The following is a 23,854-nucleotide window of genomic DNA, read 5'->3' on the forward strand; positions in this document are numbered from 1 at the left end:
ACGTCCTCGAGCCGCCCGAGGGTCAGGGGCTCCTCGATCTCGTGCATTGCGCCTCCCGTACGTCTGCCTGACGCCCGGCCCGGTAGGCCGGGCGGTCTTCCCGGACGATCACTGATCTCGACCCGCCGGAGCGGTGGCTCCGGCCTCAGCGCATCCGGGGCCGGTCAGGCCGCCGGAATGACACGCCTGAAATTACACGCGCGTCGCTGCCCTCCCGTCAAGCCCGGGGGTGGTAGGGACCGGGATCCGGCCCGTCGGGCACCCTCTGCGCGCCCGCCCGCAGGGGTGCACGAGGATGGCCGGGTGCGCATCGTCGTTCCTGCCGGCGGCACGGGCGGCGCCCGGTTCGTCCGTGGCCTGCTCGCCGCTCTCGCCGACTCCAGCGGCACCGGCGCGCCGGGTGAGGGCTGGACGGTCACCGTCATCGGCAACACCGGCGACGACCTCACGATGTGGGGGCTTCGCGTCTGCCCCGACATCGACACGGTGCTCTACACCCTGGGCGGAGGCATCGACGACGAGCGCGGCTGGGGCCGCGTAGGCGAGACCTTCACGGTCAAGGACGAGCTGGCGGAGTACGACTCCCTCCCCACCTGGTTCGGCCTCGGCGACCGGGACCTCGCCACCCACCTGACCCGCACGGCCCTGCTCGCGGACGGGGCGACGTTGTCAGAGGCGACCGCCGTGCTCGCCGCGCGGTGGGAGCTGCCCGGGCGCGGCGTGCGGCTTCTGCCCATGAGCGACCAGCCGGTCGAGACCCACGTGCGGCTCGTGCCGCCCGGGGAGGACGCGCCCCGGCTCGTGCACTTCCAGGAGTACTGGGTCCGCTGGCGCGCCGAGCCTGCAGTCGAGGCCGTCGTGTCGGTCGGGGCCGAGGACGCCGTCCCGGCGCCCGGGGTGCTCGAGGCGATCACCGAAGCCGACTTCATCCTCCTGCCGCCGAGCAACCCGGTGGTCTCGATCGGCAGCGTGCTGGCCGTGCCGGGCATCCGCACGGCGATCGAGGAGAGCCTCGCGCCCGTGGTGGGCGTCTCCCCCATCGTCGGCGGGCAGGTCGTCCGCGGCATGGCGGACAAGCTGCTGCCGGCGATCGGGGTCGACGTGTCCGCGGCCGGCGTCGGGCTGGCCTACGGCCCGGGCCTGCTCGACGGGTGGTTGATGGACACCTCCGACGCCGCGGACGTGGACCGGGTCGCGGCCGCCGGCATCGCGTGCCGCGCGGTGCCGCTGATGATGACCGACGTCCCCGCCACGGCCGAGATCGCCCGCCAGGCGCTCGCGCTCGGGGAGCTGGTCGAGCAGTGACGCCGGCCGCGGGCGGGGAGCTGACCGTCGTGCCGGTCCTCGGCCTGCCCGAGGTGCGCGCCGGCGACGACCTCGCGGCGCTGCTCGACGCGTACGCCCCCGAGCTGCTCGACGGCGACGTGCTCGTCGTGTCGAGCAAGGTCGTGGCCAAGGCCGAGGGCCGGCTGCGGGTGGGGATGTCGCGCGCGGAGGCCGTCGCCGCGGAGGCGGTCCGCGTCGTCGCGGCCCGCGGCGAGACCCAGATCGTCGAGACCCGGCACGGGCTCGTCATGGCCGCCGCCGGCGTCGACGCGAGCAACGTCGACGAGGGCACCGTCCTGCTGCTGCCGGAGGACCCCGACGCCTCCGCCCGGCTGCTGCGGGCGGCGCTGCGGGAGCGGCGGGGCCTGCGCCGGCTGGGCGTCGTCGTGAGCGACACCGCCGGGCGCACGTGGCGCGAGGGCCAGGTCGACCTCGCGATCGGCGCCGCGGGGGTCCTGCCCGCGCTGGACCTGCGCGGCACGCCCGACGCGGGCGGGCGCCGGCTCGACGCCACCGTCATCGCCCTGGTCGACGAGCTGGCCTCGGCCGCCGAGCTGGTGAAGGGCAAGGCCGCCGGCGTCCCGGCAACGGTCGTCCGCGGCGCGCCCGGGCTGCTGGACGACGACGGGCCCGGCGCCCGCGCGCTGGTCCGGCCCTCGGCGGACGACATGTTCCGCCTCGGCTCCCGCGAGGCCCTCGCCCAGGGCCGCCGGGAGGCCGTGCCCGCCCGGCGTACCGTCCGCAGCTTCACGGCCGAGCCCGTCGACCCCGCGGCGGTCCGGCGTGCGGTCGCGTCCGCGCTGACGGCCCCGGCGCCGCACCACACGACGCCGTGGCGCTACGTCCTGCTCGAGAGCGAGCCGGCCCGGGTGCGCCTGCTCGACGCGATGCGCGAGGCCTGGGTGCAGGACCTGCGGGCGGACGGCCGCCCGGCCGAGGAGATCGAGCGCCGCATACGCCGGGGCGACGTCCTGCGCCGCGCGCCCTACCTCGTCGTCCCCTGCCTGGTCGCCGACGGCGCGCACGCCTATCCGGACGCCCGCCGGGCCGCGGCCGAGCGCGCGATGTTCCTGCTCGCGGGCGGCGCGGGCGTGCAGGCGCTGCTCGTCGCGCTGACGGCCGAGGGGCTGGCCTCGGCCTGGGTGTCCTCGACCCTCTTCTGCGCCGACGTCGTCCGCGCCGAGCTCGGGCTCGCGGGCGACTGGGAGCCGCTCGGCGCAGTGGCCGTCGGGCACGCGGCACAGCCCCCGGCCGAGCGCGCGCCGCGCGACCCGGACGACTTCGTCCTCGTGCGCTGACGGCTCTGCTCGTCGGCCGCGCGGCTCGGCTCGCCGGGCACCGCCGCGCCCGACGCCACGTCTCTCCGGCGCCCTGTCCCTGGACGCCCCGTTGCCGCCGCCGCCCCGCCACGTCCCCTGACGCCTTGCTGCCGCCGACGCCCCGCCACGTCCCCCGACGCCTTGCTGCCGCCGACGCCCCGTCTCCGCCGACGCCCCGCCCCGCGGTGATCACGGGCTTCGGCTCAACGACACCGGCGTGTCGTGCGCCAAGTCCCGTGATCCCCGAGCACTGGTGGCGCCGTGACGCAGGGCGGGCAGCGCGGTGCATGCTGGAGCCCCAGCCACCATCGCCCGTTCCGGAGGCCCCGATGATCCTGCTCCGCCGGCTGCTCGGCGCGACGCTGCGACGCGCCCGTCACGAGCAGGGCAAGACGCTGCGCGACGTCGCGGCCGCCGCCGACGTGTCCATCGGCTACCTGTCCGAGATCGAGCGCGGCCGCAAGGAGCCGTCGTCGGAGGTCGTGGCCGCCGTCTGCGCGGCGCTCGGGCTCAGCCTCTCCGACCTGCTCGGTGAGCTGCACGGCCAGGTGCAGGTGCTCGAGCTGCGGTCCTCGGCGCAGCGCGCCCCCGTGCAGGCGCTGCGCCCGCTCCCCCCGTACGCCCGCCCCGGCGCGCCGACGGAGGCCTCGCTGCTGGCGGCGTGAGCCCGCTCAGGCGGCGGCGACCCGGCCGCCGTACCCGCTCGTCGAGCGCTCGCTCGGCATCAGCACCCAGAGCAGCGGATAGAGCAGCAGCTGACTGCCGGGCAGCACCAGCAGCGCGAGCACGAAGAGCAGACGGGCGGGCCACGGGTCCAGGCCGAGCCGGCGGCCGAGGCCCGCACATACGCCGGCGAGCACGCGGCCCGAGCCGGCCCGGACGAGGCCTTCGCGGCGGAGCCGGTCGTGGATGCTGTTCATGGGTTCCTCCAAGAGTGGTGTCCGCGGACGACTACGACGATGGCCGAGGAGGCGGGGCGGGCACATCGGGGAGCACCCCTGGCCCCGCCCTGAGCCGCCCCTGACGGGCGCTGGCCCGCGCCTCCGGGAAGCCACCGAGACGAAGCCACCGAGACGGAGCCACCGAGACGGAGCCACCGAGACGGAGCCACCGAGCCGGAGCCACCGAGATGCGGTGCGCCGCTCGCCGTCGCACGATGCGCTCATGCAGACCCGACGCATCGAGCCGCAGCCCGGGCAGGAGTCGGTGTGGGACTACCCGCGACCGCCCGCGGTCGAGCCGTCCGACGAGCACGTCCTGATCGAGCTCGGCGGCGCAGTCGTCGCCGAGACCAGAAGCGCGATTCGCGTTCTGGAGACCAGCCATCCGCCGACCTACTACCTGCCGCGCACGGCGTTCGCCGACGGGGCGCTGGAGCCGGCGCCGGGCTCGTCGTGGTGTGAGTTCAAGGGCCGGGCGGCGTACCTCACCGTCGTGGGCGGGGACGAGCGGGCGGAGGCGGCGGCCTGGACGTACCCCTCACCCTCGCCCGGCTTCGAGGCGCTGCAGGGCCACGTCGCGGTCTATCCGGGCCGGATGGGCCGCGTCACGGTGGACGGCGAGCAGGTGACGCCGCAGGAGGGGGGCTTCTACGGCGGGTGGGTGACCTCGCGGGTCGTCGGGCCGTTCAAGGGCGCCCCCGGGACCTCCGGCTGGTGAGCGCGGCTAGGCCGCCGGCAGCGCGTTCGCCTCGATCACGCGGCGGTAGAAGTACGCACTGTCCTTCGGGGTCCGGCGTTGGGTCGCGTAGTCGACGTGCACGATGCCGAACCGCTTGCGATAGCCGTACGCCCACTCGAAGTTGTCCAGCAGTGACCAGACGAAGTAGCCCCGCACGTCGACGCCGTCGGCGATCGCGCGGTGCACCGCCTCGAGGTGCCGGCGGAGGTAGTCGACGCGCAGCGGGTCGTGCACGCGCCGGTCGGCGGACACCTCGTCGTCGAAGGCGGCGCCGTTCTCGGTGACCATGACCGGCAGCCCCGGCGCGTCCCGCGCCACCCGGGCCAGCACGTCGTACAGCCCGGACTCGTCGACGGGCCAGCCCATCGCGGTGTACGGCCCCGGCAGCGGCACGAACTCGACCCCCTCGCACCCGGGCCAGGGTGACGCGGCCCGCGGCCCGTGGCCGTCGGCGAGGGACGGGGCGCGGCCGGAGGTGGGGTCGAAGGCGCGGACCGCGACCGGGTTGTAGTAGTTGACCCCGAGCATCGTGACCGGGGAGCTGCGCGCCGCGTCGAGGTCGCCGTCGCGGACGAACGACCAGTCCGTCACGGCGGCGGTGTCCTCCAGCAGGTCGGCGGGGTACTCCCCCGCGAGGAGCGGCCCGAGGAAGACGCGGTTGCCGACCGCGTCGACCCGCCGCGCGGCGTCGACGTCGGCCGGGTCGGAGGAGCCCGGGCGCACCGCGTGCACGTTGAGCGTCACGCCGCGCTCGGCACCGCCGACGTGGGGTGCGATCGCGCCCATCGCGAGGCCGTGGGCGAGGTTGAGGTGGTGGGCGGCGCGCAGGGCCGTCGCGCCGTCCGTGCGGCCGGGCGCGTGCACGCCCGAGCCGTAGCCGAGGAACGCCGTGCACCACGGCTCGTTGAGCGTCGTCCAGGTCCCGACCCGGTCGCCTAGCTTGCGGGCGACCGCCGCGGCGTAGTCGGCGAAGCGGTAGGCCGTGTCCCGGGCGCCCCAGCCGCCGGCGTCCTCGAGCCGCTGCGGGAGGTCCCAGTGGTAGAGCGTGGCCACCGGCGCGATGCCCGCGTCGAGCAGCGCGTCCACGAGCCGGCTGTAGAAGTCGAGCCCCTTGGCGTTGACGACCCCCGAGCCGTCCGGGACGACGCGCGGCCAGGCCACCGAGAAGCGGTAGTCGGTGAGGCCCAGCCGGCCCATGAGCGCGACGTCGTCGCGGTAGCGGGCGTAGTGGTCGGCGGCCACCGCCCCCGTGTCGCCGCCGGCGACCTTGCCCGGCAGCGCGCTGAAGGTGTCCCAGATCGACGGCCCCCGCCCGTCGGCGTCGACCGCCCCCTCGACCTGGTACGCCGCGGTGGCGGCACCCCAGCGGAACCCGGCCGGGAAGCCCCGCCCGCCCGCTGGCGCAGGCTCCGGCGCAGGCTCGGGCGTCGGCCGGACGGCCTCGGCGGTCATGAGCTCGTCACTCGCTCTCCCTCGGCGTGGGACGGGCATCGGCGCGGCGACGGGACGGCGACGAGCACCGCCGCCGGAACCGCTTCCGAAAGACTCTCCCCGCGCGCTGCTTCGCAGGTCAAGCACGGATAGCGGACGAAGGGCCGGCGAAAGGCCTCGTCACAAGCGGCGGAAGTCGCGCGGGGCGAAGCGCGGCGCCCGCCGCGGCACCCGCACCAGGCCGGCGCCCGCCGCCAGCTCGATCAGGCGCACGGCCCGCTGGCGGTGCCCGGCGTAGGGCTCGAGCAGCTCGAGCATCCCCGCGTCGTCGACCTTCTGGCCGACGAGCGCGTGGCCGACGAGCCCCGGGACGTGCAGGTCACCGACGGACGGGGAGTCCGCGTCGCCGTGCGAGCGCTGCAGCGTCTCCGCCGCCGTCCACACGCCGATCCCGACGACGGAGCGCAGCGCCCGCTCGGCGACGGACATCTCCCCGCCGACCCGGCGGGGCAGGTCCTGCGTCGTCGCCTCGAGCTTGTGCGCGACGGCGCAGGCCGACAGCACCGCCCGCGACCGCTTGCCGTCGACCCCGGCCCGGTGCCAGTCCCAGGACGGCACGCGGAGCCACTGCTCGGGGCCCGGCGGCACCCGCAGCCCCTCCGGCGCCGGACCGGGAGCCGGCTCGCCGTACCACCGCACGAGGTCGCGCCAGGCCCACCGCGCCTCGGTGCTGGTGACCTTCTGCTCGAGGATCGCCGGGACGAGGGCCTCCATCACGCGCCGCGACCGCGGTGCCCGCCATCCGGGCCAGCGCCGGTAGGCCTCGACCAGCAGCGGGTGGCGCGGCTCGAACCCCGCCGGGTCGTCGTCGACGCCCAGCAGCCCGGGCACGCTGTCCAGCGCCCAGCCGGCGCCCGGCCCCCAGGCGCGCGCGTCCACAAGGGCGTCCTGCGGGCGCGTCAGCAGGCGCAGGGACGCCGGGCCCTCGGGAGTGCGTACGCCGCGCCAGAGCGCCCCGTCCGGCGTCCGCGCCCACGTCGGGTCGCCGGAGCCGCGGCGCATCGGCCCGAGCACGACGGACAGGTCGACCGGGTGTGGCGAAGCCCACGAACGGGCGGCCTCGCCGCATGGCTGCGGCAGCTGGGCGCTGCGTTCAGCGACGGTCCGGGAACTCTCGAGCGCCTGCTGCACGTCCCCATCCTCGTCGAAGCTTCGGCCGGAAGTGCTTTCTCTCCGTAGGGTGTCACCCGGTCTACACGCACAGCGCAAGCGAACCGGCCGGCTCCGGCCGGGTCGAGAGGAGCATGAGTGAGCAGCAGGACGCGGGGCTCGGAGAAGTCGCGCAAGGAGACGCTCGAGGCCATGCGCCGCGAGCAGCGCTCGGCCGAGCGTCGCAAGACCCTGCTCTTCGTCGGCATCGCCGGCGTGGTCGCGATCGCGCTGGTCGGCGTCGCGACCTTCGGCTTCCTCCGGGAGCGGGCCAACGACCCGGCGTCGAAGGCGTTCTCGACCTTCGGCGCGAGCGCGGCGGCCGCCTCCTGCGACGAGATCATCTCCGAGGAGGCCACCGGCAGCGCGGTCCACATCGGCCCCGGCACCGACCAGCCGGACAAGACGACGGTGGAGTACGCGACCGCCCCGCCCACGTCCGGCGAGCACCTCGCCAACTGGGACATCACCGGCCGCAACTTCTACACGACCGAGGACGTCCCGCCGGTCGAGCAGCTCGTCCACAACCTCGAGCACGGCTACAACATCCTCTGGTACGACGACACGGTCGGCAGCGACCAGCGCGACGTCCTCGAGGGGCTGGCCACCCGCGCCGCCGCGATGGACGAGGCCGCCGGCAAGATCAAGGTCGTCCCGTGGGACGCCTCCCGTGGCGCGTTCCCGGACGGCAAGCACGTCGCCTTCTCGCACTGGGGCGGCGGCGACAAGCAGATGGGCCACCGCCAGTACTGCGGCGAGCTGTCCGGCGAGGCGTTCGAGAGCTTCATCAAGAAGTACCCGCGCACCGACGCCCCGGAGCCCAACGCGTCCTGACCGGTCCGCTGCCCGGCACGCACCGTCCGCCGCCCGCCCCTGCCCGGGGCCGGGCGGCGGACGCGTCTGCGCCCGCGCTCGAGGCCGTGTCCGTGCGCCGCCGGGTCGGCGGGCGCGACGTCCTCCTCGACTGCTCGGCCCGCTTCGTGGCGGGCTCGCTGACCGCCGTCGTCGCGCGCAACGGCGCCGGCAAGTCCGTGCTCGCGCGCGTCCTCGCCGGGGTGGACCGGCCCGACGCCGGGGACGTACGCCGCCCCGCGCGCTCGGCGTTCTTCCTGCCCGAGCGGCCTCCCGCCCCGCCCGGCCTCGACGCCTCCCGGCTCGCCCGCGCGCTCGCGCCCCGCCTCGCCCCGCCCGCGGCGCGCACCGGCGCCGCGTCCCGGGTCGCGCCCGCGCTCGACGCGCTCTCGCTCGGCGGGCCGCCCGACGCCCCGCTCGACCAGCTGAGCAAGGGCAGCCTGCAGAAGGCCCACCTCGCGGTCGCCGCGGCGCTGCGCCCGGTGCTCGTCGTGCTCGACGAGCCGTTCTCCGGCATCGACGCCGACGCCCTCGGTGCCGCCCTCGACCTCGTCCGCGGCCTCGCCGCCGGCAGCAGCGTCGTGGTGCTGACCGCGCACCGTCCGGTCCCGGGGGTGGACTGCCTCGCCCTGACGGACGGCCGGCTGGCCGCGCTGGAGCCGGCGCCGCCGGCGTACCTGCTCGACGTCTTCCCGTCCGCGCGTGCCGGCGCCGTGCTGGCCGCACCTCTCGCGGCGGCCGGCGCGACGGTCCAGGCGGCCGCCGAGGGCCTGCTGCGCGCCCGCGTCCCCGAGCCTGCGCTGCCCGCCGTGCTGCGCGCGGCCCTCGACGCCGGGCTCGAGGTGCGGCGCCTGGTCGAGGACGTGGACGCGTGGTGAGCCTGCTGCTGGTCCTGCTGCGGCTGCTCGTGTCCTCGCGGCGGTGCCTCGCCGCCTGGACCGTGTACGCCGCGCTGCTCGCCGCGGTCTACGCCTCGGACGCCGGCCCGCCGCTGCCGGCGTACGCCTCGACGGCCGGCGCTCTCTGCGCGGTCGCGCTCTGGATCGTGCTCACCGGCTTCGTCACCGACCGCTCGACCACCTCGCTGCTGGCGGCCGCCGCGGGCGGCGCAGCCCGGCTGCACGGGCTGCAGGCCGCGGCCGGGCTCGTGGCGTCGCTGCCGCTCGTGGCCCTCGCGGTCGGCTGGGGCTGGGCCGCGGGACCGCACCCGGCGGCCTCCCGCACGCTCGCGGTCGGACTGCTCGCCCATCTGGCCGCGGTCCTCGTCGGCGGCGGCGTCGGCGCGCTGGCGTCGCCGCCCGTGCTGCGCGACCGGGCGCTCTGCCTCGCCGTCGCCGTGGGCGCGCTCGTCCTCGCCTTCACCGTCCCGCCGGCGACCCCGCTCGGGCCGCTGCTGCGCGGGCTGAACGCCCGGTCCGCGGGGCTCGCGGACGCGGCCGCCTGGGGCCTCGCGGCGGCCGGATGGGGGCTCGTGCTCACCTGCGCCGGCGCGGTCGTGGCCCACCGCCGCAACAGCTACGGGACCGGCGCGCCCTCCTAAAGGCCGAGACAGAAGACGCGAATCTCGCTGCCGGCATCGGCCGTCGCTCGAGCGGTCGGGAAGGCTCTGTCACCGCCGCTGCCTAGACTCCGGCCCCGTCGCGTGCACCGTGCACGCCGGACAGGGGGAAATTCGTGAAGCAGGTACGCCACCGCACCGTCAGCCGCAGCGCGCTCGGCGTCGCGCTCGTGCCGCTCCTCGCCGCCGGGGCGCTGCCCGCGTCCGCAGCGACGGCGTCCGCCGCGCCGACCGTGAAGTCGGTCAAGGTCGCGGGGAAGATGCGCCCCGACACGCTGCTGACCTGCGCGGCCGTCGTCCGTGGTGCGGACCGCGTCCGCTACACGTGGCTGGTCAACGGCACGACGGTGCTCGCGGACCAGGCGTCGCCGGAGCACCTGCTCACCGGCGACATGCCGTGGTCCGGCGCGGTCAGCTGCCGGGTGCAGGCCACGAACGGCTCCGGCACCGCGACCCGGACGAGCGTCGTGCGCTGGACGCGGGGCGGGCGGCCGCTGGACAACGTCGTGCGCCCGACGATCAGCGGGGCCTTCGAGGTCGGCCAGCTGCTGACGGTGGACCCGGGCACGTGGACGCCCAGCCCCGACGACTTCTACATCACCTGGATGCGTGACGGGAAGGAGATCCACCCGCAGGGCAACCCGGACTACTACGTCACGGGCGAGACCTACCGAATCAAGCCGGAGGACCTCGGCCACCGCATCTCGGCGCTGGTCGAGGCGGACAAGGTCAACTACAGCGCCAAGGGCCTGCGGGAGACCCACCGTGAGAAGGTGCGCGCGCCGCGCGGCTGAGCGCGGGGGCGGTGGTGCACGGAGCCGGCGTGTATCACCGCCCCGGCCCCTCGCCTCTGCAGGAGCGGACGACCCACCGTTCTGCGATCGGGAGGGGCAGGCCATGCCGCACGGACACGCACAGCTGGGCGAGTCGACGCCACGGTCGAGGTTCTACGACACCGGCAGGTTCGGCCGCCTCTTCCCCACGCTGCCGCCCTTCGCGCCCGACACGCCGCTGATGCGCGACGCGCTCGCCGAGCTGGGCGCGCGCGGCGGCCCGATGGACGCGCAGGACGACCTGAGCGACCCGGTCACCCTCATCACGGATCCCGCGAAGAGCCTGCGGAACCCCGACAACCCGGCGGCCACCGCGGGCATGACCTTCGTCGGGCAGTTCGTCGACCACGACATGACCTTCGACCCGACGTCCAGCCTCGCCCGGCGCCAGGACCCGGAGGCGATCCGCAACTTCCGCGTCCCGGCGCTGGACCTCGACAGCGTCTACGGCGGCGGGCCGGTCTGCTCGCCCCATCTCTACGACCAGTCCGTGGACGCCGGGCGGACGACGATGCTCGTGGACGAGTGCCCGGGGTCCGCGGCGGTGTCCGTCGAAGGCACGACGAGGTACGACCTGCCGCGCAACCGGCAGAACGTGCCGCTGACCGGCGACCCGCGCAACGACGAGAACCTCGTCGTCTCCCAGTTCCACCTGGCGGTCCTGCGCTTCCACAACCGGGTCGTGCAGGACGTCAAGGCCGAGCTCGGAGCGGGCTACACGCTCGACGAGGTCTTCGCGGAGGCGCAGCGGACCGTGCGCTGGCACTACCAGTGGATGATCCTGCACGAGTTCCTGCCGAAGACCGTCGGCCAAGCGACCGCCGACGACGTCCTGCACAACGGCCCGAAGCACTACACCTGGCACAACGACCCGTACGTCCCCGTGGAGTTCTCGGTGGCGGCCTACCGCTTCGGGCACTCGCAGGTGCGGCCGAGCTACCGGGCGAACTTCGGCACGAGCGTCACGGACCCGGCGCAGCAGTTCTTCGGGCTGATCTTCGACCCGACCGCACCGGACGGCGACGACCCGCCGGACCTGCGCGGAGGGAAGCGGGCGCCGCGGCGCTTCATCGACTGGCAGACCTTCTTCGACTTCGGCGACGGGCGGTCGCGGCACAACAAGCGGATCGACACCACGCTCTCCTCGGTCCTGTTCGACCTGCTCGGCCAGCCGGCCGGCCAGCCGACCTCGCTCGCGACGCGCAACCTGCTGCGCAACCTGACCATGTGCGTCCCCTCGGGGCAGCGGATCGCGGCGGCGATGCGGCTGCCCGTCCTTGCCCCCGCCGACCTCGAGGACCTGCGCGAGGTCCACCTCGAGAGCCGCACCCCGTTGTGGTTCTACGTGCTGCGCGAGGCCGACGTGCAGGCCGACGGCCAGCACCTCGGCGCCGTCGGCGGGCGCATCGTCGCCGAGGTGATCTTCGGCCTCATCGCGGGCGATCCGCAGTCCTACCTGCAGCAGGACCCGGACTGGCGGCCGACGTACGGCAGCGACGGCGAGTTCGGGGTCACGGACCTGCTGCAGGCAGCCGGGGTGGTGGCAGCCCTCCCCTGAGGTTGCATGCACGCATCGTCAATCGCTGATCGCGACGACAGGTGTCGTCACCGGGGACGCGGCCGGGCCGTCGAGCAGCCGGGCGAGGAGGAGCACGAGGCGACGCAGCACGGCGAGGAGCAGCGCGGCCGACGCCAGCCCGACGACGGCGGAGGTGGCGCGGCCCAGGTGGACCGGGGGCGGGTCGGGGCTCGTGAACGTCAGCCCGCTGGCGGCGGCCTGCTGGGCGACGTCCATCGCCAGCGTCTGCCACGGCGGGCGGAGCAGGGTGCGTGCCGACGACGCGCCGGCCGTCACCTCGACCAGGTCGGCGCGGCGTACGACGGCGAAGCCGGTGTCGGTGTCCGTCGGCTGCGTGGCGTAGTCCTCGGGCCGGTAGGCGATGGCGACGACCCGGTCGCCCGCGCGCCAGCCGACCGCGCGCAGCGTCACGGCGTCGCCCACGGTCGGGAACGCGGCCGGCCGCAGCGCGCCCGTCGACGCGTCGACGAGGCGGAACGTCCAGCGCCGGGCCGGCGGCGGCCCGGACGGCACCGACACCGCGACGGACTCCCCGTCCGGGGACCAGGCGGCCTTGCCCCCCAGCTGCGCCCCGGGCGGGAGCGTGGCCTGCAGCGCGGTCCAGCCGTCGGCCACGTCCACGACGACCAGCTGCCCCTCCACGACGTACGCGATCCGCCGCCCGTCCCCGCGCACGGCCACCGCGCTGCCCGGGACCAGGCCCGCCGCGTGGTCTGCGACGCGCTGGAACGTCCCGGTCGCCAGGTCGAGCACGCCGAGCCCGCCGGCCGGCCCGGCCAGCACCAACCCGTCCCCGTCCGGCATCCACGCCAGGACCGACCAGCCGGAGGGGACGAACTCGCCGTCAGCGGGGGCGGCGCCGGGCATCGGCACCTCGCGGTGCCGGCCCGTCCGCAGGTCCTGCACGTCGACCGAGGCGGCGTAGCCGGACCGGCCGGCCGGGCTCACCGTGCGGGTGCCGTCCGGGGACAGCAGCAGGTCCTCGCCCGGATGCCACTCGTCACGGCCCTGCCGCTCGGTCATGCGGTCGCCCCCCGGCCCCACGAGCGCCGCGGCGTTGGTGTCGCCCAGCCCGACGTACGGGAACTGCGAACCGTTCATCACGACGGCCGCCCGCCCCCGCGGGCCCTCGTCGTTGTCCGGGGTGAGCCAGCCGGGGTTGTGCAGCCGGTCGGGCAGGCCCAGCGGGCCGCCGTCGTCCCGCGTCCGCTCGGCGTCCAGCCCGACGAGGCACGCCGAGAGCGCCCACGCGAGGAAGGCCGTCAGCGCCAGGAGCGCCGCGAGCCGTAGCCGCCAGGGCGCAGCCTCCCCCGGTGGCCCCGGTGCAGCCCCGTCCCCCACCACTGCGTCCCCCCGACGTCGACTGCCAGGAGGACGCGCCAGCGTGCGCCGGAGGTTCTGTCGCGGCTCCCCCTCAGGACGCGTCGCTGCTGAACCGCACCGCCTTCTCCGGGAGCTCGGCCCCCGCCCACACCCGCGCGCCGGCGAGCAGCTCGTTGTGCGCGCCGATCCGGGCGGCCTCGCCCACGACCACGCCGTCGAGCACCGTCTCGCGGCCCACCGCGGCGCCCGCGCCGACGACCGAGCTGCGGACCACCGCGCCGTCCTCGACCACGGCGCCGTCGAGCAGCACGCTGCCGTCGACGACCGCTCCCGCCCCGACCGTCGCACCGGCCCCGACCGTCGAGCCGCCGGTCACCTGGGCGTCGGCCGCGACGTGCGCCCCCTCGAGGACGAGCCGCTCCCCCACCGGGCCGGGCAGCGCGGTCGACGCGATCGTGCCGAGGACCAGGTCGCGCGAGCCCTTCACGAACGCCTCGGGCGTGCCGAGGTCGAGCCAGTACGCCCGCTCGACGTAGCCGTAGACCGGCGCCCCCGCCTCGAGCAGCCCAGGGAACGTCTCGCGCTCGACCGAGACGACCTTGCCGGCCGGGATCGCGTCGATGACCGAGCGGCGGAAGACGTAGCAGCCGGCGTTGATGCGGTTCGTCGGCGGGTCCGGCGTCTTCTCGAGGAACTCGAGGACCCTGCCGTCGTCGTCGAGCGGCACGCAGCCGAACGCGCGCGGGTCGTCGACCTCGGTCAGGTGCAGCGTCACGTCGGCGTCGTGCTCGCGGTGCAGCGCCAGCTGGGCGCCGATGTCGTGCCCGGACAGCACGTCGCCGTTGAAGATGACGACCGGGTCGTCCGGCCCGCTCTCGAGCAGGCCGGCGACGTTGCGGATGCCGCCCCCGGTGCCGAGCGGCTCGGTCTCGGTGACATACGAGATGCGCAGCCCGAGCTGGGACCCGTCGCCGAAGTGGGCGGAGAACGTCTCCGCGCGGTACGACGTGGCGAGCACGACGTGCTCCACGCCGGCCGCTGCGGCCCGGGCGAGCTGGTGGGTCAGGAACGGGACCCCGGCGGTCGGGATCATCGGCTTCGCGCAGGTCAGGGTCAGCGGCCGCAGCCGTGTCCCCTTGCCACCGACGAGCAGGATGGCCTCGAGCATGGGTCCCCTCCCAGAAGGCCGGTCGGCCTCACCGTTCGCGCTGGCGCCGGGGGTGCCCCGGCGCTCCGGCGCCATCCTCCCAGGCCGCCGCCCCCGCACCGTCGAGCGACGCCCCGCGCCCGGCGCGCCAGCCGAGCGCCGCCGCGCCGGCGGTGACCACGTCCCCGGCGGTCATGAGCAGGCGGGACACCAGCGCGACCGCGGTGCCGTCGTGCGTGGCGAGCACCGGCGACAGCAGTGCCACCAGCGCGACCTCGCGCGCGCCCGCGCCGGCCGGCGCGACGATGAGCAGGAACCCCGCGCACCAGGCCAGCGCGAAGCCGCCCACCGCGAGCGGGAGCGTCCGGCCCGCCGGCGCACCGAGGTCCACCGCAAGCAGCTCGACGTGCAGCCCGAACGCCACCCACGACACGACCGACCAGGCGAAGGCAGTCATCGTCCCGCGGCCGGTCAGCGGCTGCTCCGGCGGCTCGCGCCGGGCGAGCGTCAGCACACGCGTGAGCAGCGGGTTGAGCACCCCGGGGTGGAGCAGCAGCAGGAAGAGCGGCGCGAGCAGCACCACCCAGCGGTAGCCCGCCGCCTCGTCGCTCGCGAACGGCAGCGCGACCGCGCCCACCAGCAGGCCCGCGCCGAGGTAGACGAGGATCGTCAGCGCGATCGCGGACGCGCTGCGCCGGCGCGGCACCCCGGCGTCGCGCCCCATCTCCATCTGCGCGAGAACCGGCCACAGCGAGCCGGGGAGGTACTTGCCGAGCTGGCCGACGAAGAAGATGCGCGCCGCCGCGGGCACCGGCAGCGGCGAGCCCATGTCCGCGAGGAGCGCGCGGTAGGCCAGCATGCTGCCGACCAGCCCGACCAGGACCGCCAGCAGCGCGCCTGCCAGCGTCAGCGGCGCGAGCTCGGCCAGCGACTCGGAGACCTCGCCCCACTGGGAGGCGACGGCGTACGCGGCGAACGCGACGACCGCGGCGAGGAACGCCACGCGCACCCAGCGGCTGCCGAGAAGCGCGCGCACCCGTTCGCTCCTCACCGGCACGAGCCTAGCCGCGGGTTAGCCTGCGGCTGGCGCCGGCGACGGGGACGGCGCCCGCCCGGCCTGCCCCCGTCCCGGACAGGAGGCCCCGTGCCCCGCTCGACCCTCCGCTCGTACGCCCTGCGCGCCGGCCTCGCCGCCGCCCTCGTGGCGCCGCTGGCCGCTTCGCCCGGGACCGCTTCCGCCGCGGGGCTGCGCCCGGTGGCGGTGCCCGGGACCGTGGGGGTCGACGTGAGCAAGGAGCAGACGGGCGACGCGCTCCCCGACGCCAGCCGGGCGCGGTTCGGCGTGGTCAACGTCAACGGCGGCAACTTCGGCCTGGTCAACGGGGACTTCGCCCGGCAGTGGTCGTGGGCGAAGTCCCTGCCCGGCGCCCCGCAGCTCTACCTCACGCCGGCCAACCCCGGCCCCGGCGGCGTCTACTGGGGCAAGGGCGGCCCGAAGGCGTGCAACGGCGGCAACACCGTGGGCTGCGCGTACGACTACGGCTGGGTCGGTGCGCGGCAGGCCGTGGCGTGGGCGCGCGCCGGCGGGCTCGCCAGCGGGCAGAAGGCCCAGTGGTGGATCGACATCGAGGACGACGCGACGTGGAACGACGCGCGCCCGGACCTCAACGCCGCGGTGCTGCGCGGCGTCCGTGACGCGCTCCGCGCGAGCGGCACGGCCAGCTCGGTCGGCGTCTACGTCCTCGCGGCCCACTGGCGCTCGCTCGTGGCGCCCACCGCCGCCCGGCAGAAGCAGGCAGCCGACCTCGCGGCGCTCCCCGTCTGGGCCGTCGCCGGCGGGGCGGCGACGTCCGGGCAGGCGCGCCGCCGGTGCTCCGAGCCGTCGTCGACCGGCGGCACCGGGCCGGTCGTGCTGGCGCAGTCGTTCGCCGAGCCGGGCGAGATCAGCGTCGACATCGTCTGCCCGGTCAAGCCGGTCGGCAGCGTGCGCGTGACCAGGGCGGGCGTCGCGGCTCTGCGCGGCACCGCGCTGCCGGGGACGAAGGTCTCCCTCACGGTCAGCCAGCGTGGCCGGGCGGCGCGGACGGTACGCGCGACGGCCGGCGCCACCGGCAGCTGGGCCGTCAACGTCCGGTCGCTCGCCCCGAAGGCCGGCGGCACCGTGCGGGTCAGCGGGTCCTCGCGCACCGTCACGCTGCTGCCGGCGCGCTGAGCCGCGCCGTGCGCGTCCTGTTCTTCGGCACGTACGACGTCCGTGCCCATCCCCGGGTCGGGGTGCTCGCCACCGGCCTCGCCCGGCACGGGCTCGACGTCCGCCAGCTGAACGCGCCGCTGGGCATCGGCACCGCCGGCCGCGTCGCCGTGCTCCGCCAGCCGTGGCGGCTGCCCGGGTTCGCGCTCACGCTGCTCTCGCGGTGGGCGTCCCTGGCGTGGCGGGCGCGGCGGCTGCGCGGCGCGTCGGCGCCGGACGTCGTGGTGGTCGGCTACCTCGGCCACTTCGACGTGCTGCTGGCCCGCCGGCTCTTCCCGCGCTCACGGATCGTGCTCGACCACCTCATCGGCGCGAGCGACACGGCGCTCGACCGCGGCGAGTCCGGCGGCGTCAAGCAGCGCCTGCTGCGGTCGCTCGACGCCGCCGCGCTGTCGGCGGCCGACGTCGTGGTCGTCGACACGGAGGAGCACCTCGGCACGCTGCCCCCGGAGCACCGGCGTCGAGGCGTGGTCGTGGCGGTGGGAGCGCCTGACGCATGGTTCGCACAGTCCGCTGCGGCGAACACTGCTTCTGGTGTCGAGGACCCGCTGCGCGTCGTGTTCTTCGGCCTCTTCACCCCGCTGCAGGGCGCCCCGGTCGTCGGTCAGGCGCTCGCCCTGCTCGCGGGCGAGCCCGTCGAGGCCACGCTCTACGGCACCGGGCAGGAGCTCGAGGCCGCGCGGGCCGCGGCGGGCGGCTCCGCCTCCGTGACGTGGCAGGACTGGGCCGCCCCGGAGGACCTCCCCCGGCTCGTGGCGGCGGCGGATGTCTGCCTCGGGATCTTCGGCACCGGCCCCAAGGCGCTGCGCGTGGTGCCGAACAAGGTCTTCCAGGGTGCGGCGGCCGGCTGCGCGGTCGTCAGCTCCGACACCGACCCCCAGCGGCGCATGCTCGGGGACGCGGCGCTCCTGGTGCCGCCCGGCAACGCGGAGGCGCTCGCGGACGCGCTGCGGGCACTGGCCGGAGACCGCATGCTGCTGCGGGAGAAGCGGGCCGCGGCGCGCGAGCTCGCGGAACGCGCGTTCCGCCCCGAGCGGGTCGTCCTGCCGCTGGTCGCGGTGCTCACCACAGGGGCCGGCGCGGGCGGCCTGGAAGGATCGGCGTCGTGACGACGCAGCTGCCCCCGCTCACCGCCAACGCCTGGCTCCGCTGGGACACGGTCTCGCGGCTGCTCCCGGCCGAGCGCCCGCTCGACGTGCTCGAGGTCGGGTGCGGCCAAGGTGCTGCCGGGGCCCGGCTCGCCGCGCTCGGGCGCTACGTCGGGGTCGAGCCGGACGACCGGTCGTACGCCGTGGCCGTCGAGCGCGTCGGCGCGGCCGGCGGGGCGGTGCGGCACGGGTCGCTGGAGACGCTCGCGCCGGACGAGCGCTTCGACCTGGTGTGCGCGTTCGAGGTGCTCGAGCACATCGAGGACGACCGCGGCGCGCTGGCCTCCTGGGTCGACCGGCTGCGGCCCGGCGGCTCGCTGCTGCTGTCGGTGCCGGCGTACCAGCACCGCTTCGGCGCCGCCGACGAGCTCGTCGGCCACTACCGGCGCTACGACCCGCCCGCGCTGCGCCTGCTGCTGCGCGAGGCCGGGCTCGACGACGTGGACCTGCGGCTCTACGGCGCCCCGCTCGGCTACGCGTTGGAGGCCGCCCGCGACGCGCTCAGCGCGCGCAAGCTCGCCGCGGCCGGGTCGATGGCGGAGCGGTCGGGGCACAGCGGGCGCTACCTGCAGCCGTCCGAGACGTGGCAGAGCGCGCTGATCCGGGTCGGCACCCGGCCGTTCCGCGTCGCGCAGCGCGCGTTCCCGACGCGGGGGCCGGGGATCGTGGTGCGGGCGCGCAGGCCGGCCTGACGCGCTTGTCGGGGCGCCGCGGGCCGGTCGGTCTCCTCAGCCCGCGGCCGCCGGGTCCTTCACGAGGTCGGCCAGCGGCACGGGCCGCGTGCTCGTCGGTACGTCCAGGTGCGGGGGCTCGTGCATGAGGACGCGGTCGCGCCCCCGGCGCTTGGCCTCGTAGAGCGCATGGTCGGCGCGGGCCGCCGTGTCCTGGGGACGCTCCCCGCTGGTCCGGGTGGCGACCCCGCCGGAGAACGTGACACCCGGGCAGGCCGCGGACCACACCGTGGACAGTCGCTCGACGAGCCGAGCGGCTTCGCCGCTGGACGTCTCGGGCAGCACGAGCATGACCTCCTCGCCGCCGTAGCGGTAGGCGACGTCGCGCTGGCGGAGCACCGCGCGGACGGCGCTGCCGAACTGGCTCAGCACCGCGTCCCCGCCCGCGTGGCCGAGGGTGTCGTTGAGGCGCTTGAAGTGGTCCAGGTCGAGCATCGTGACGGCGTCCCCCGGCTGGAGCAGCCCGAGGTCGACGTCGAGCCGCCGGCGGTTGTGCAGGCCGGTGAGCGCGTCGGTGTCGGCCTCGCGGCGCAGCAGCATCCCGTTGCGCCGGTGCCGCGCGGCGAAGTCCGCCAGGAGCAGGGCGAGCAGGGTCCACACCGTGAGCGCGCCGGGGAGACGGGCAAGGAGGGGGCCGGACACCCCGCCGTTGGACAGGACGTACAGCGGCAGCATCGCGGGCACGAAGGCCAGCGCGGCACGGCGGCTCTGGGTGAGGCCGGCGTAGGTCGCCGCGAGGGTGAACAGGCCGTTGTACGCCGCGTTAATCGGCGCCGAGCCGTGAGCCATGCCCGTCACGGCGAGCGCCGCCATCCCGAGCACGGGGAAGCCCAGCAGTGCCACCGGAGGCAGCGTGCGCCACGGCAGCAGCAGGGCCAGCGCAGCGATGCCAAGGGCCACGACCTGGGCGACGGCGGCGGTGACGAGGAGCTGGCGCCCGGGCGAGAGCAGCCAGTGCGTCGACAGCACCAGCGCGGCGCAGGTGAGCACGAGGCCGGCACCGAGCCGCGCCGGCGCCAGGCGCAACGGGCGCAGGTCATCAGGTCCCGCGTCGAGGGCGCCAGCCGTTGCCGTCATGCGGCCCCTGTCGGCGCCCCGAGAGGCCGACCTTAGTGATCCGGCCGGGTGACATCTCCGACGCTGTCGCGACCTCGGCGCGGCAGCGGCTTCCTTGTGGCGGGAACGTGCCGTAGCCGGCGAAACCTGGTCGTGCGGCACGCACCGCACTGCGGCCCGCGCGAGCGGAGGCCAGGCTGTTGCGGTGGCCCTTCCCGCACCGGACGCCCTGCTCGCCGCCGCCTGCCTGCACCTCGGCTTCCAGCTGACCGTGACCGCCGTCGTCTACCCGGCTCTGACCGAGGTCTCCGAGGCCGACTGGGCGCGGGCGCACTCCGCTCACGGGCGGCGGGTCACCCCGGTCGTGGCTCTGGTCTACGGCCTGCTGGCGGCCGCTTGCCTCTGGGCCCTCGCCGCCGGGCCGCACGACCCGCTGCTGTTGCTCTCGACAGCTGGCGCCGGCTGCGCCGCCCTCGCGACCGCGCTCGTCGCGGGTCCGGCGCACGGCCGGCTCGGCCGGGAGGGCCGCAGCCCCGGGCTCGAACGTCGCCTTCGTCGTGCTGACGGCGTACGGCTCGATGGGGCGTTCGTCTGCGCAGCGGCGGCGCTCGCGTACGCGCTGACCGGGTGACCCGCCACCGCGGTCGGAAGCAGGACGTGCTCCCCTCGGGCCGCGTCGTGAGGGCGGCATCCGCGGCCGTTGCTGCCGGGACGGACGTGGTCCACGATGCTGCGATGCACCCGTTGCTGGCGGCCGCGTCGTGGGAAGCCGTCGAGGACGCCGACGCACGGTTCGCGGCGCTCGGGCGCGCGCTGGAGGAGTTGGGCGCCGAGCGGCTGGAAAGGGAGGCCGCTCTGCTCGCTCGCTCGCCCATCGGCGACGAACGGCAGGTGGGGCTCGACGCGCTCGCTGTGTTGATCCAGGCCGACGAGCGCCTGGTCCCGCTCGCGGTCGCCCTGACCCGCGGGCTGCACGCCGACCCGGACGAGGACACGCGCTGGTCCGCCGCGCACCTGCTCGCCGGCTCAGGGCATCCGGACGCGGCCGGGCCTCTGTGCGCGTTCGCGCAGGACGCGGACGGCGACGTCCGTTGGCAGGTGGCCTACGGGCTGCCCGAGATGATCGCCGCTGCGGACGGGGGCCCGGAGGTCGCCGTGCACACGTTGATCCAGCTCATGCAGGACGCAGACGGCGACGTGCGGGACTGGGCGACGTTCGGGCTCGGGGTGAAGACGACGGTGGACGGGGCGCAGGTGCGTGCCGCCCTGGCGGCTCGGCTGCAGGACCCCGAGGGCGAGACCGCCGGGGAGGCCCTCGTGGGGCTGGCTCGACGAGGCGACCCACGCGTCCCGGGCCTCATCGAGCAGCGGGTCGAGCAGGGCGACGTCGGCAACCTGGTGGTGTCCGCGGCGGAGGCGTATGCGCAGCCCTCGTGCTGCACCGCGCTCCGGCAGCTGGAGCGCGAGGGATGGTCGGACGAGGCGTTCCCAGACCTGTTGGAGCGCGCCATCGCAGCGTGCTGCCCGGCCCCGAGCTGAGACCGCCGGCACGAGCGGTCGCGGGCCGCGCCGCCTCACCGGCCCCGGGCCGCACGACGCCCGGACATCCGCAAGGGTGTCCGGGCGTCGTGAGCAGCGAGGGGCGCCGGTCTCGCTCGTGGTGACGCTCTAGCGGCGGACCTTCAGCGCCGGGACGGTGTCGGGGGCGACGTGGCCGTCGGCGACGTTCTCGAAGGCGTACGCCATCCCGACCAGCTGGGCGTCGGACCATGCCCGGCCCAGCAGCTGGAGGTTGATCGGGGCGCCGTTGGCGTCCGTGCCGGCGGGGAACGCGATCGTCGGGACGCCGGAGCTGCCGGAGGGGGTGTCCTGCCGTCCGAAGCTCGAGCGGTTGCCGCCGCCGTCGTTGAGGCTGATCTCGGACAGCAGGCCCGGGTAGACGACCGCGTCCAGCCGGTAGGTGTCCATCCACGCGGCGATGTTCTTCTGGTACTGCGTCCGGTAGTTGCGCCAGGCGGTGGCCTGGGCCTCGGTCATCCGCGTCCGGCCGTCGCAGTAGCTGGTCGGGTAGCGGGTGTAGGGCAGCTTCTTCTGCGAGCACACGACATCGGCCGGCGAGTCGATGCCGAGCTGGGTGTCCAGCTCGGGGTGCGAGGCGATGTAGCGCGCCCAGCCCTCGTAGTTCACGTCGCCGCTCGGGCGCGAGGGCGCCGTCGGCCCGGCGGGCAGCTCGACGATCTCGGCGCCGGCGGCCTTCAGCTGGGCCAGGGCGGCCTTCGACGCGTCGATCGTGGTCGACGTGCCGTAGGGGTCGACCCAGGCCGAGGGCAGGTAGCCGATGCGCTTGCCCTTGAGGGCGTCGGCCTGCAGGACAGAGCGCCAGTCCGCCGGCCGGTGGCTGCTGGCCTCGGCGGTCTCCGGGTTGAGCGGGTCGGTGCCGGAGACGGCGTTGAGGATGTCGGCCAGGTCCGACACCGAGCGGGTCATCGCGCCGGCGTAGTCCTGCAGCCAGCTCAGCGGCATCACGCCACGGTCGGACTGCATCCCGTCGGTGCCGCGCAGGGTCACCAGGCTCGCGGCGCTCGCCGGGGCGTACAGGGAGTCACCGGTCTGGGAGCCCAGCGCTGCCGCGGTCATGCTCGTCGCCGTCGCCACGGCCGAGCCGCCGGAGGAGGCGAGCGCCGAGCGGGAGGGGTCGAAGGCGTTCCAGACGGTGCCATAGGCGCTGTCGGAGTAGCTGCCGCTGGTGGCGTACTCCTCCATGCTGGCCTTGCCGATGATGATCGCGCCGGCCTTGCGCAGCTGCGCCACCTGGTAGGCGTCGTCCTTCGGGCGGAAGCCCTCGAAGGTGAGCGAGCCGTTCGTGGTCGGCATGTCCTTGGTGTCGTAGAGGTCCTTCACCGCGATCGGGATGCCGAGCAGCGCGCTCTTGGCACCGGCGCGCCGCTTCTGGTCCGCGGCGGCGGCCTGCTTCAGCGCGTCGCTCGCCACGGTGGTGAAGGCGTTGAACCCGAACTGGCCCTCGTCGTAGGCGGAGATGCGGTCGAGGTAGGCCTGCGTGATCTCCTTCGACGTGGTGCGGCCGGCCTCCATGTCCGCCTGCATCTCGCCGATCGTCTTGTCCACGACGTCGTAGGACGACTTGGTCTCCAGCTTCGGGGCCTTGCCGTCGTTCGGCTGGTTGACCCGCGTGGTGTCGCGGCCCCGGCAGTCGCTGGTGCGGGCCGCCGGGACGTTCGCGATCGTGCACACCTGGTTGTGGGACAGGCCGTCGAGCATCGGCGTCGCGGCGAGGGTGCCGGCAACCCGCGACACCGTGGCGAGCTCCCCCGCGAGCGTCGCGGCGGTGACCGGCCTGCCGACGACGACGTAGTGCAGCAGCGAGGCGCTGGTGCGGGCCGGGAGCGTCAACGTGTTCACGTACGCCGGGAAGTTCGCCGCGTGGCCCGTGGTGCCCATCGGCTGAGTGAAGGTGTCGCGCAGCCAGTTGCCCGTGCGGTCGAACTTGCCCACCACCGTGGCGCTCGGGCCGCCGGTCGTCGCGCCGGTCGCCGACGTCCCGCTGGCCGTGGCGGTCCACGTGTCTCCGGTCGTCACCGCGGCGTCGCCGTCCGACGTCGCCACGACCCGGCTGGCGTTCGTGCCGGTGGCGCCGTAGCCGGTCTGCCCGCCGAAGGCGACCTCGACAGTGAGCGGCTGGTGCGTGGTGTTCGTGAACGTGTCGAGCCAGCGCCCGTAGGAGCCCGCCTGCTCGATGGCGATGTCGCGCGAGATCGTGACCCCGCCGAGGTTGACCGACCGGGTCGTCGTGAACCGGCCCTCCGCGGTCTGCTTGAGCCCGAACCCGCGCATCAGCTCCCCGTTGAAGCGGGGCGCGGCCGGGGAGTCGACCCGGACGCGGATGCCGCCGTACCCGTTGAGCAAGGTGGAGTACGCCGCGAGCACCCCGGTGCCGGTCTGGGTGGCCCGGATGCTGCCGGTGTCGGCGCCGGGCGGAGCCGCGTCCTGGATGCCCCAGGCGGTGCCGGCGGCGTCGGTCACGTAGGTGAACGCCCCCGCTGAACCCGGAGGCACGAGGACCACGGCGGCCGAGAGCGCGGCGACGGCCAACGACGTCGCCTGCAGCGTACGCTTCACGAAATGCTCTCCTCAGCATGCGAGACCGGCATCTCGTCATCCGATCGGGCGGACGGCACACTCGCAGCTGCGTGTTGCCGGGCCGTGACGGGACATGTCGCCGGGGTTACGGCTGCAGTGGGTCCGGATCAACGCCGCGGAGTGGCTGGCTTTGGAGTCGTGGAGCGCGGGCGCCTGCCCATGTCGCCCGAGTCAAGATCGTCAACGACTGGCCGCGTCGCCGAGGGGGCCAGTCGCTGCCGAGGCGTTGGCGGGTCATTCAGGTTGTTCCGCG

Annotated in this window: 21 protein-coding genes and 1 pseudogene; 14 read left to right on the forward strand and 8 right to left on the reverse strand. The window is 75.6% G+C overall.

Annotated features, from left to right (window positions below; all coding sequences use genetic code 11):
- The first annotated feature begins 303 nt into the window (after nt 1–303).
- From cofD to G9H71_RS25455, 3 genes and pseudogenes are all read left to right on the forward strand, one after another.
- Complete coding sequence (gene cofD / locus G9H71_RS23055) at nt 304–1,305, forward strand: 2-phospho-L-lactate transferase (protein WP_331272750.1); 1,002 nt, start codon at nt 304–306, stop codon at nt 1,303–1,305.
- Nucleotides 1,302–2,624 (forward strand): coenzyme F420-0:L-glutamate ligase, encoded by a 1,323-nt coding sequence (locus G9H71_RS04870; protein ID WP_331272751.1) that lies wholly within the window; start codon nt 1,302–1,304, stop codon nt 2,622–2,624. Before cofD ends, G9H71_RS04870 begins: the two co-directional genes overlap by 4 nt.
- A 350-nt stretch (nt 2,625–2,974) precedes the next feature.
- A pseudogene (locus G9H71_RS25455) lies at nt 2,975–3,185 on the forward strand (helix-turn-helix domain-containing protein); the annotation flags it as partial.
- A 131-nt stretch (nt 3,186–3,316) separates the two neighbouring features.
- Here the strand turns inward: G9H71_RS25455 and G9H71_RS04880 are convergent.
- Nucleotides 3,317–3,565 (reverse strand): PspC domain-containing protein, encoded by a 249-nt coding sequence (locus G9H71_RS04880; protein ID WP_166278609.1) that lies wholly within the window; start codon nt 3,563–3,565, stop codon nt 3,317–3,319.
- A gap of 244 nt (nt 3,566–3,809) precedes the next feature.
- On the opposite strand from G9H71_RS04880, the gene G9H71_RS04885 reads away from it, so the two are divergent.
- Nucleotides 3,810–4,304 carry a DUF427 domain-containing protein gene (locus G9H71_RS04885; RefSeq protein WP_166278612.1) on the forward strand — a complete coding sequence of 165 codons (495 nt, stop codon included), beginning with the start codon at nt 3,810–3,812 and terminating at the stop codon, nt 4,302–4,304.
- Nucleotides 4,305–4,310: 6 nt separating this feature from the next.
- On the opposite strand, the gene G9H71_RS04890 is transcribed toward G9H71_RS04885, so the two are convergent.
- Both G9H71_RS04890 and G9H71_RS04895 read right to left on the reverse strand, forming a co-directional pair.
- Nucleotides 4,311–5,777 (reverse strand): GH1 family beta-glucosidase, encoded by a 1,467-nt coding sequence (locus G9H71_RS04890; RefSeq protein WP_166278615.1) that lies wholly within the window; start codon nt 5,775–5,777, stop codon nt 4,311–4,313.
- Between the two features lie 159 nt (nt 5,778–5,936).
- Complete coding sequence (locus G9H71_RS04895; protein ID WP_231134022.1) at nt 5,937–6,947, reverse strand: DNA-3-methyladenine glycosylase family protein; 1,011 nt, start codon at nt 6,945–6,947, stop codon at nt 5,937–5,939.
- Between the two features lie 117 nt (nt 6,948–7,064).
- Between G9H71_RS04895 and G9H71_RS04900 the strand changes: the two genes are divergently transcribed.
- The 5 genes from G9H71_RS04900 to G9H71_RS04920 all read left to right on the forward strand — a co-directional run bounded on the left by G9H71_RS04900 (nt 7,065) and on the right by G9H71_RS04920 (nt 11,766).
- Nucleotides 7,065–7,799: a DUF3105 domain-containing protein gene (locus G9H71_RS04900; RefSeq protein WP_166278618.1), complete on the forward strand. Its 735-nt coding sequence runs from the start codon at nt 7,065–7,067 to the stop codon at nt 7,797–7,799.
- Between the two features lie 86 nt (nt 7,800–7,885).
- Entirely contained in the window at nt 7,886–8,695 is an 810-nt protein-coding gene (locus G9H71_RS04905) for an ABC transporter ATP-binding protein (RefSeq protein WP_166278621.1), read from the forward strand.
- Nucleotides 8,689–9,357 carry a hypothetical protein gene (locus G9H71_RS04910; protein ID WP_231134023.1) on the forward strand — a complete coding sequence of 223 codons (669 nt, stop codon included), beginning with the start codon at nt 8,689–8,691 and terminating at the stop codon, nt 9,355–9,357. The genes G9H71_RS04905 and G9H71_RS04910 overlap by 7 nt, the downstream gene beginning before the upstream one ends.
- A 134-nt stretch (nt 9,358–9,491) precedes the next feature.
- On the forward strand, nt 9,492–10,169 hold the full coding sequence (locus G9H71_RS04915; protein WP_166278627.1) for a hypothetical protein: 678 nt from the start codon (nt 9,492–9,494) through the stop codon (nt 10,167–10,169).
- Between the two features lie 103 nt (nt 10,170–10,272).
- Nucleotides 10,273–11,766 (forward strand): peroxidase family protein, encoded by a 1,494-nt coding sequence (locus G9H71_RS04920; RefSeq protein ID WP_166278630.1) that lies wholly within the window; start codon nt 10,273–10,275, stop codon nt 11,764–11,766.
- Nucleotides 11,767–11,784: 18 nt separating this feature from the next.
- Here the strand turns inward: G9H71_RS04920 and G9H71_RS04925 are convergent, their stop codons facing one another.
- The 3 genes from G9H71_RS04925 to G9H71_RS04935 form a co-directional block, all read right to left on the reverse strand.
- A complete protein-coding gene (locus G9H71_RS04925; RefSeq protein WP_166278633.1) occupies nt 11,785–13,128 on the reverse strand; it encodes a WD40 repeat domain-containing protein in 1,344 nt (447 codons plus the stop codon).
- A gap of 73 nt (nt 13,129–13,201) precedes the next feature.
- Nucleotides 13,202–14,278 carry a mannose-1-phosphate guanylyltransferase gene (manB, locus tag G9H71_RS04930; protein ID WP_166278636.1) on the reverse strand — a complete coding sequence of 359 codons (1,077 nt, stop codon included), beginning with the start codon at nt 14,276–14,278 and terminating at the stop codon, nt 13,202–13,204.
- A gap of 28 nt (nt 14,279–14,306) precedes the next feature.
- On the reverse strand, nt 14,307–15,293 hold the full coding sequence (locus G9H71_RS04935; protein ID WP_166278639.1) for a lysylphosphatidylglycerol synthase domain-containing protein: 987 nt from the start codon (nt 15,291–15,293) through the stop codon (nt 14,307–14,309).
- 108 nt (nt 15,294–15,401) lie between these two features.
- Here G9H71_RS04935 and G9H71_RS04940 point away from each other — a divergent pair, with 108 nt between their 5' ends.
- From G9H71_RS04940 to G9H71_RS23445, 3 genes are read left to right on the forward strand one after another with little or no spacing between them, the layout of a single operon-like run.
- The gene (locus tag G9H71_RS04940; protein ID WP_166278642.1) at nt 15,402–16,469 is read left to right on the forward strand and encodes a hypothetical protein; all 1,068 of its coding nucleotides are present in this window, start codon (nt 15,402–15,404) and stop codon (nt 16,467–16,469) included.
- Between the two features lie 8 nt (nt 16,470–16,477).
- Entirely contained in the window at nt 16,478–17,617 is a 1,140-nt protein-coding gene (locus G9H71_RS23440) for a glycosyltransferase (RefSeq protein ID WP_331272752.1), read from the forward strand.
- Nucleotides 17,614–18,348 (forward strand): class I SAM-dependent methyltransferase, encoded by a 735-nt coding sequence (locus G9H71_RS23445; RefSeq protein ID WP_331272753.1) that lies wholly within the window; start codon nt 17,614–17,616, stop codon nt 18,346–18,348. Before G9H71_RS23440 ends, G9H71_RS23445 begins: the two co-directional genes overlap by 4 nt.
- Before the next feature lie 36 nt (nt 18,349–18,384).
- Here G9H71_RS23445 and G9H71_RS04950 read toward each other — a convergent pair whose 3' ends face one another.
- Nucleotides 18,385–19,464: a GGDEF domain-containing protein gene (locus G9H71_RS04950; protein ID WP_166278645.1), complete on the reverse strand. Its 1,080-nt coding sequence runs from the start codon at nt 19,462–19,464 to the stop codon at nt 18,385–18,387.
- A gap of 184 nt (nt 19,465–19,648) precedes the next feature.
- Between G9H71_RS04950 and G9H71_RS04955 the strand changes: the two genes are divergently transcribed.
- A complete protein-coding gene (locus tag G9H71_RS04955) occupies nt 19,649–20,074 on the forward strand; it encodes a hypothetical protein (RefSeq protein WP_166278648.1) in 426 nt (141 codons plus the stop codon).
- A gap of 104 nt (nt 20,075–20,178) precedes the next feature.
- Nucleotides 20,179–20,982, forward strand: coding sequence for a HEAT repeat domain-containing protein (locus G9H71_RS04960; protein ID WP_166278651.1), 804 nt, complete (start codon nt 20,179–20,181; stop codon nt 20,980–20,982).
- A gap of 129 nt (nt 20,983–21,111) precedes the next feature.
- On the opposite strand, the gene G9H71_RS24930 is transcribed toward G9H71_RS04960, so the two are convergent.
- Nucleotides 21,112–23,580, reverse strand: a complete 2,469-nt coding sequence (locus tag G9H71_RS24930; protein ID WP_166278653.1) for an amidase — start codon at nt 23,578–23,580, stop codon at nt 21,112–21,114.
- Nucleotides 23,581–23,854: the final 274 nt, after the last annotated feature.

The organism is Motilibacter deserti (assembly GCF_011250635.1).
GTDB lineage: Bacteria > Actinomycetota > Actinomycetes > Motilibacterales > Motilibacteraceae > Motilibacter_A > Motilibacter_A deserti.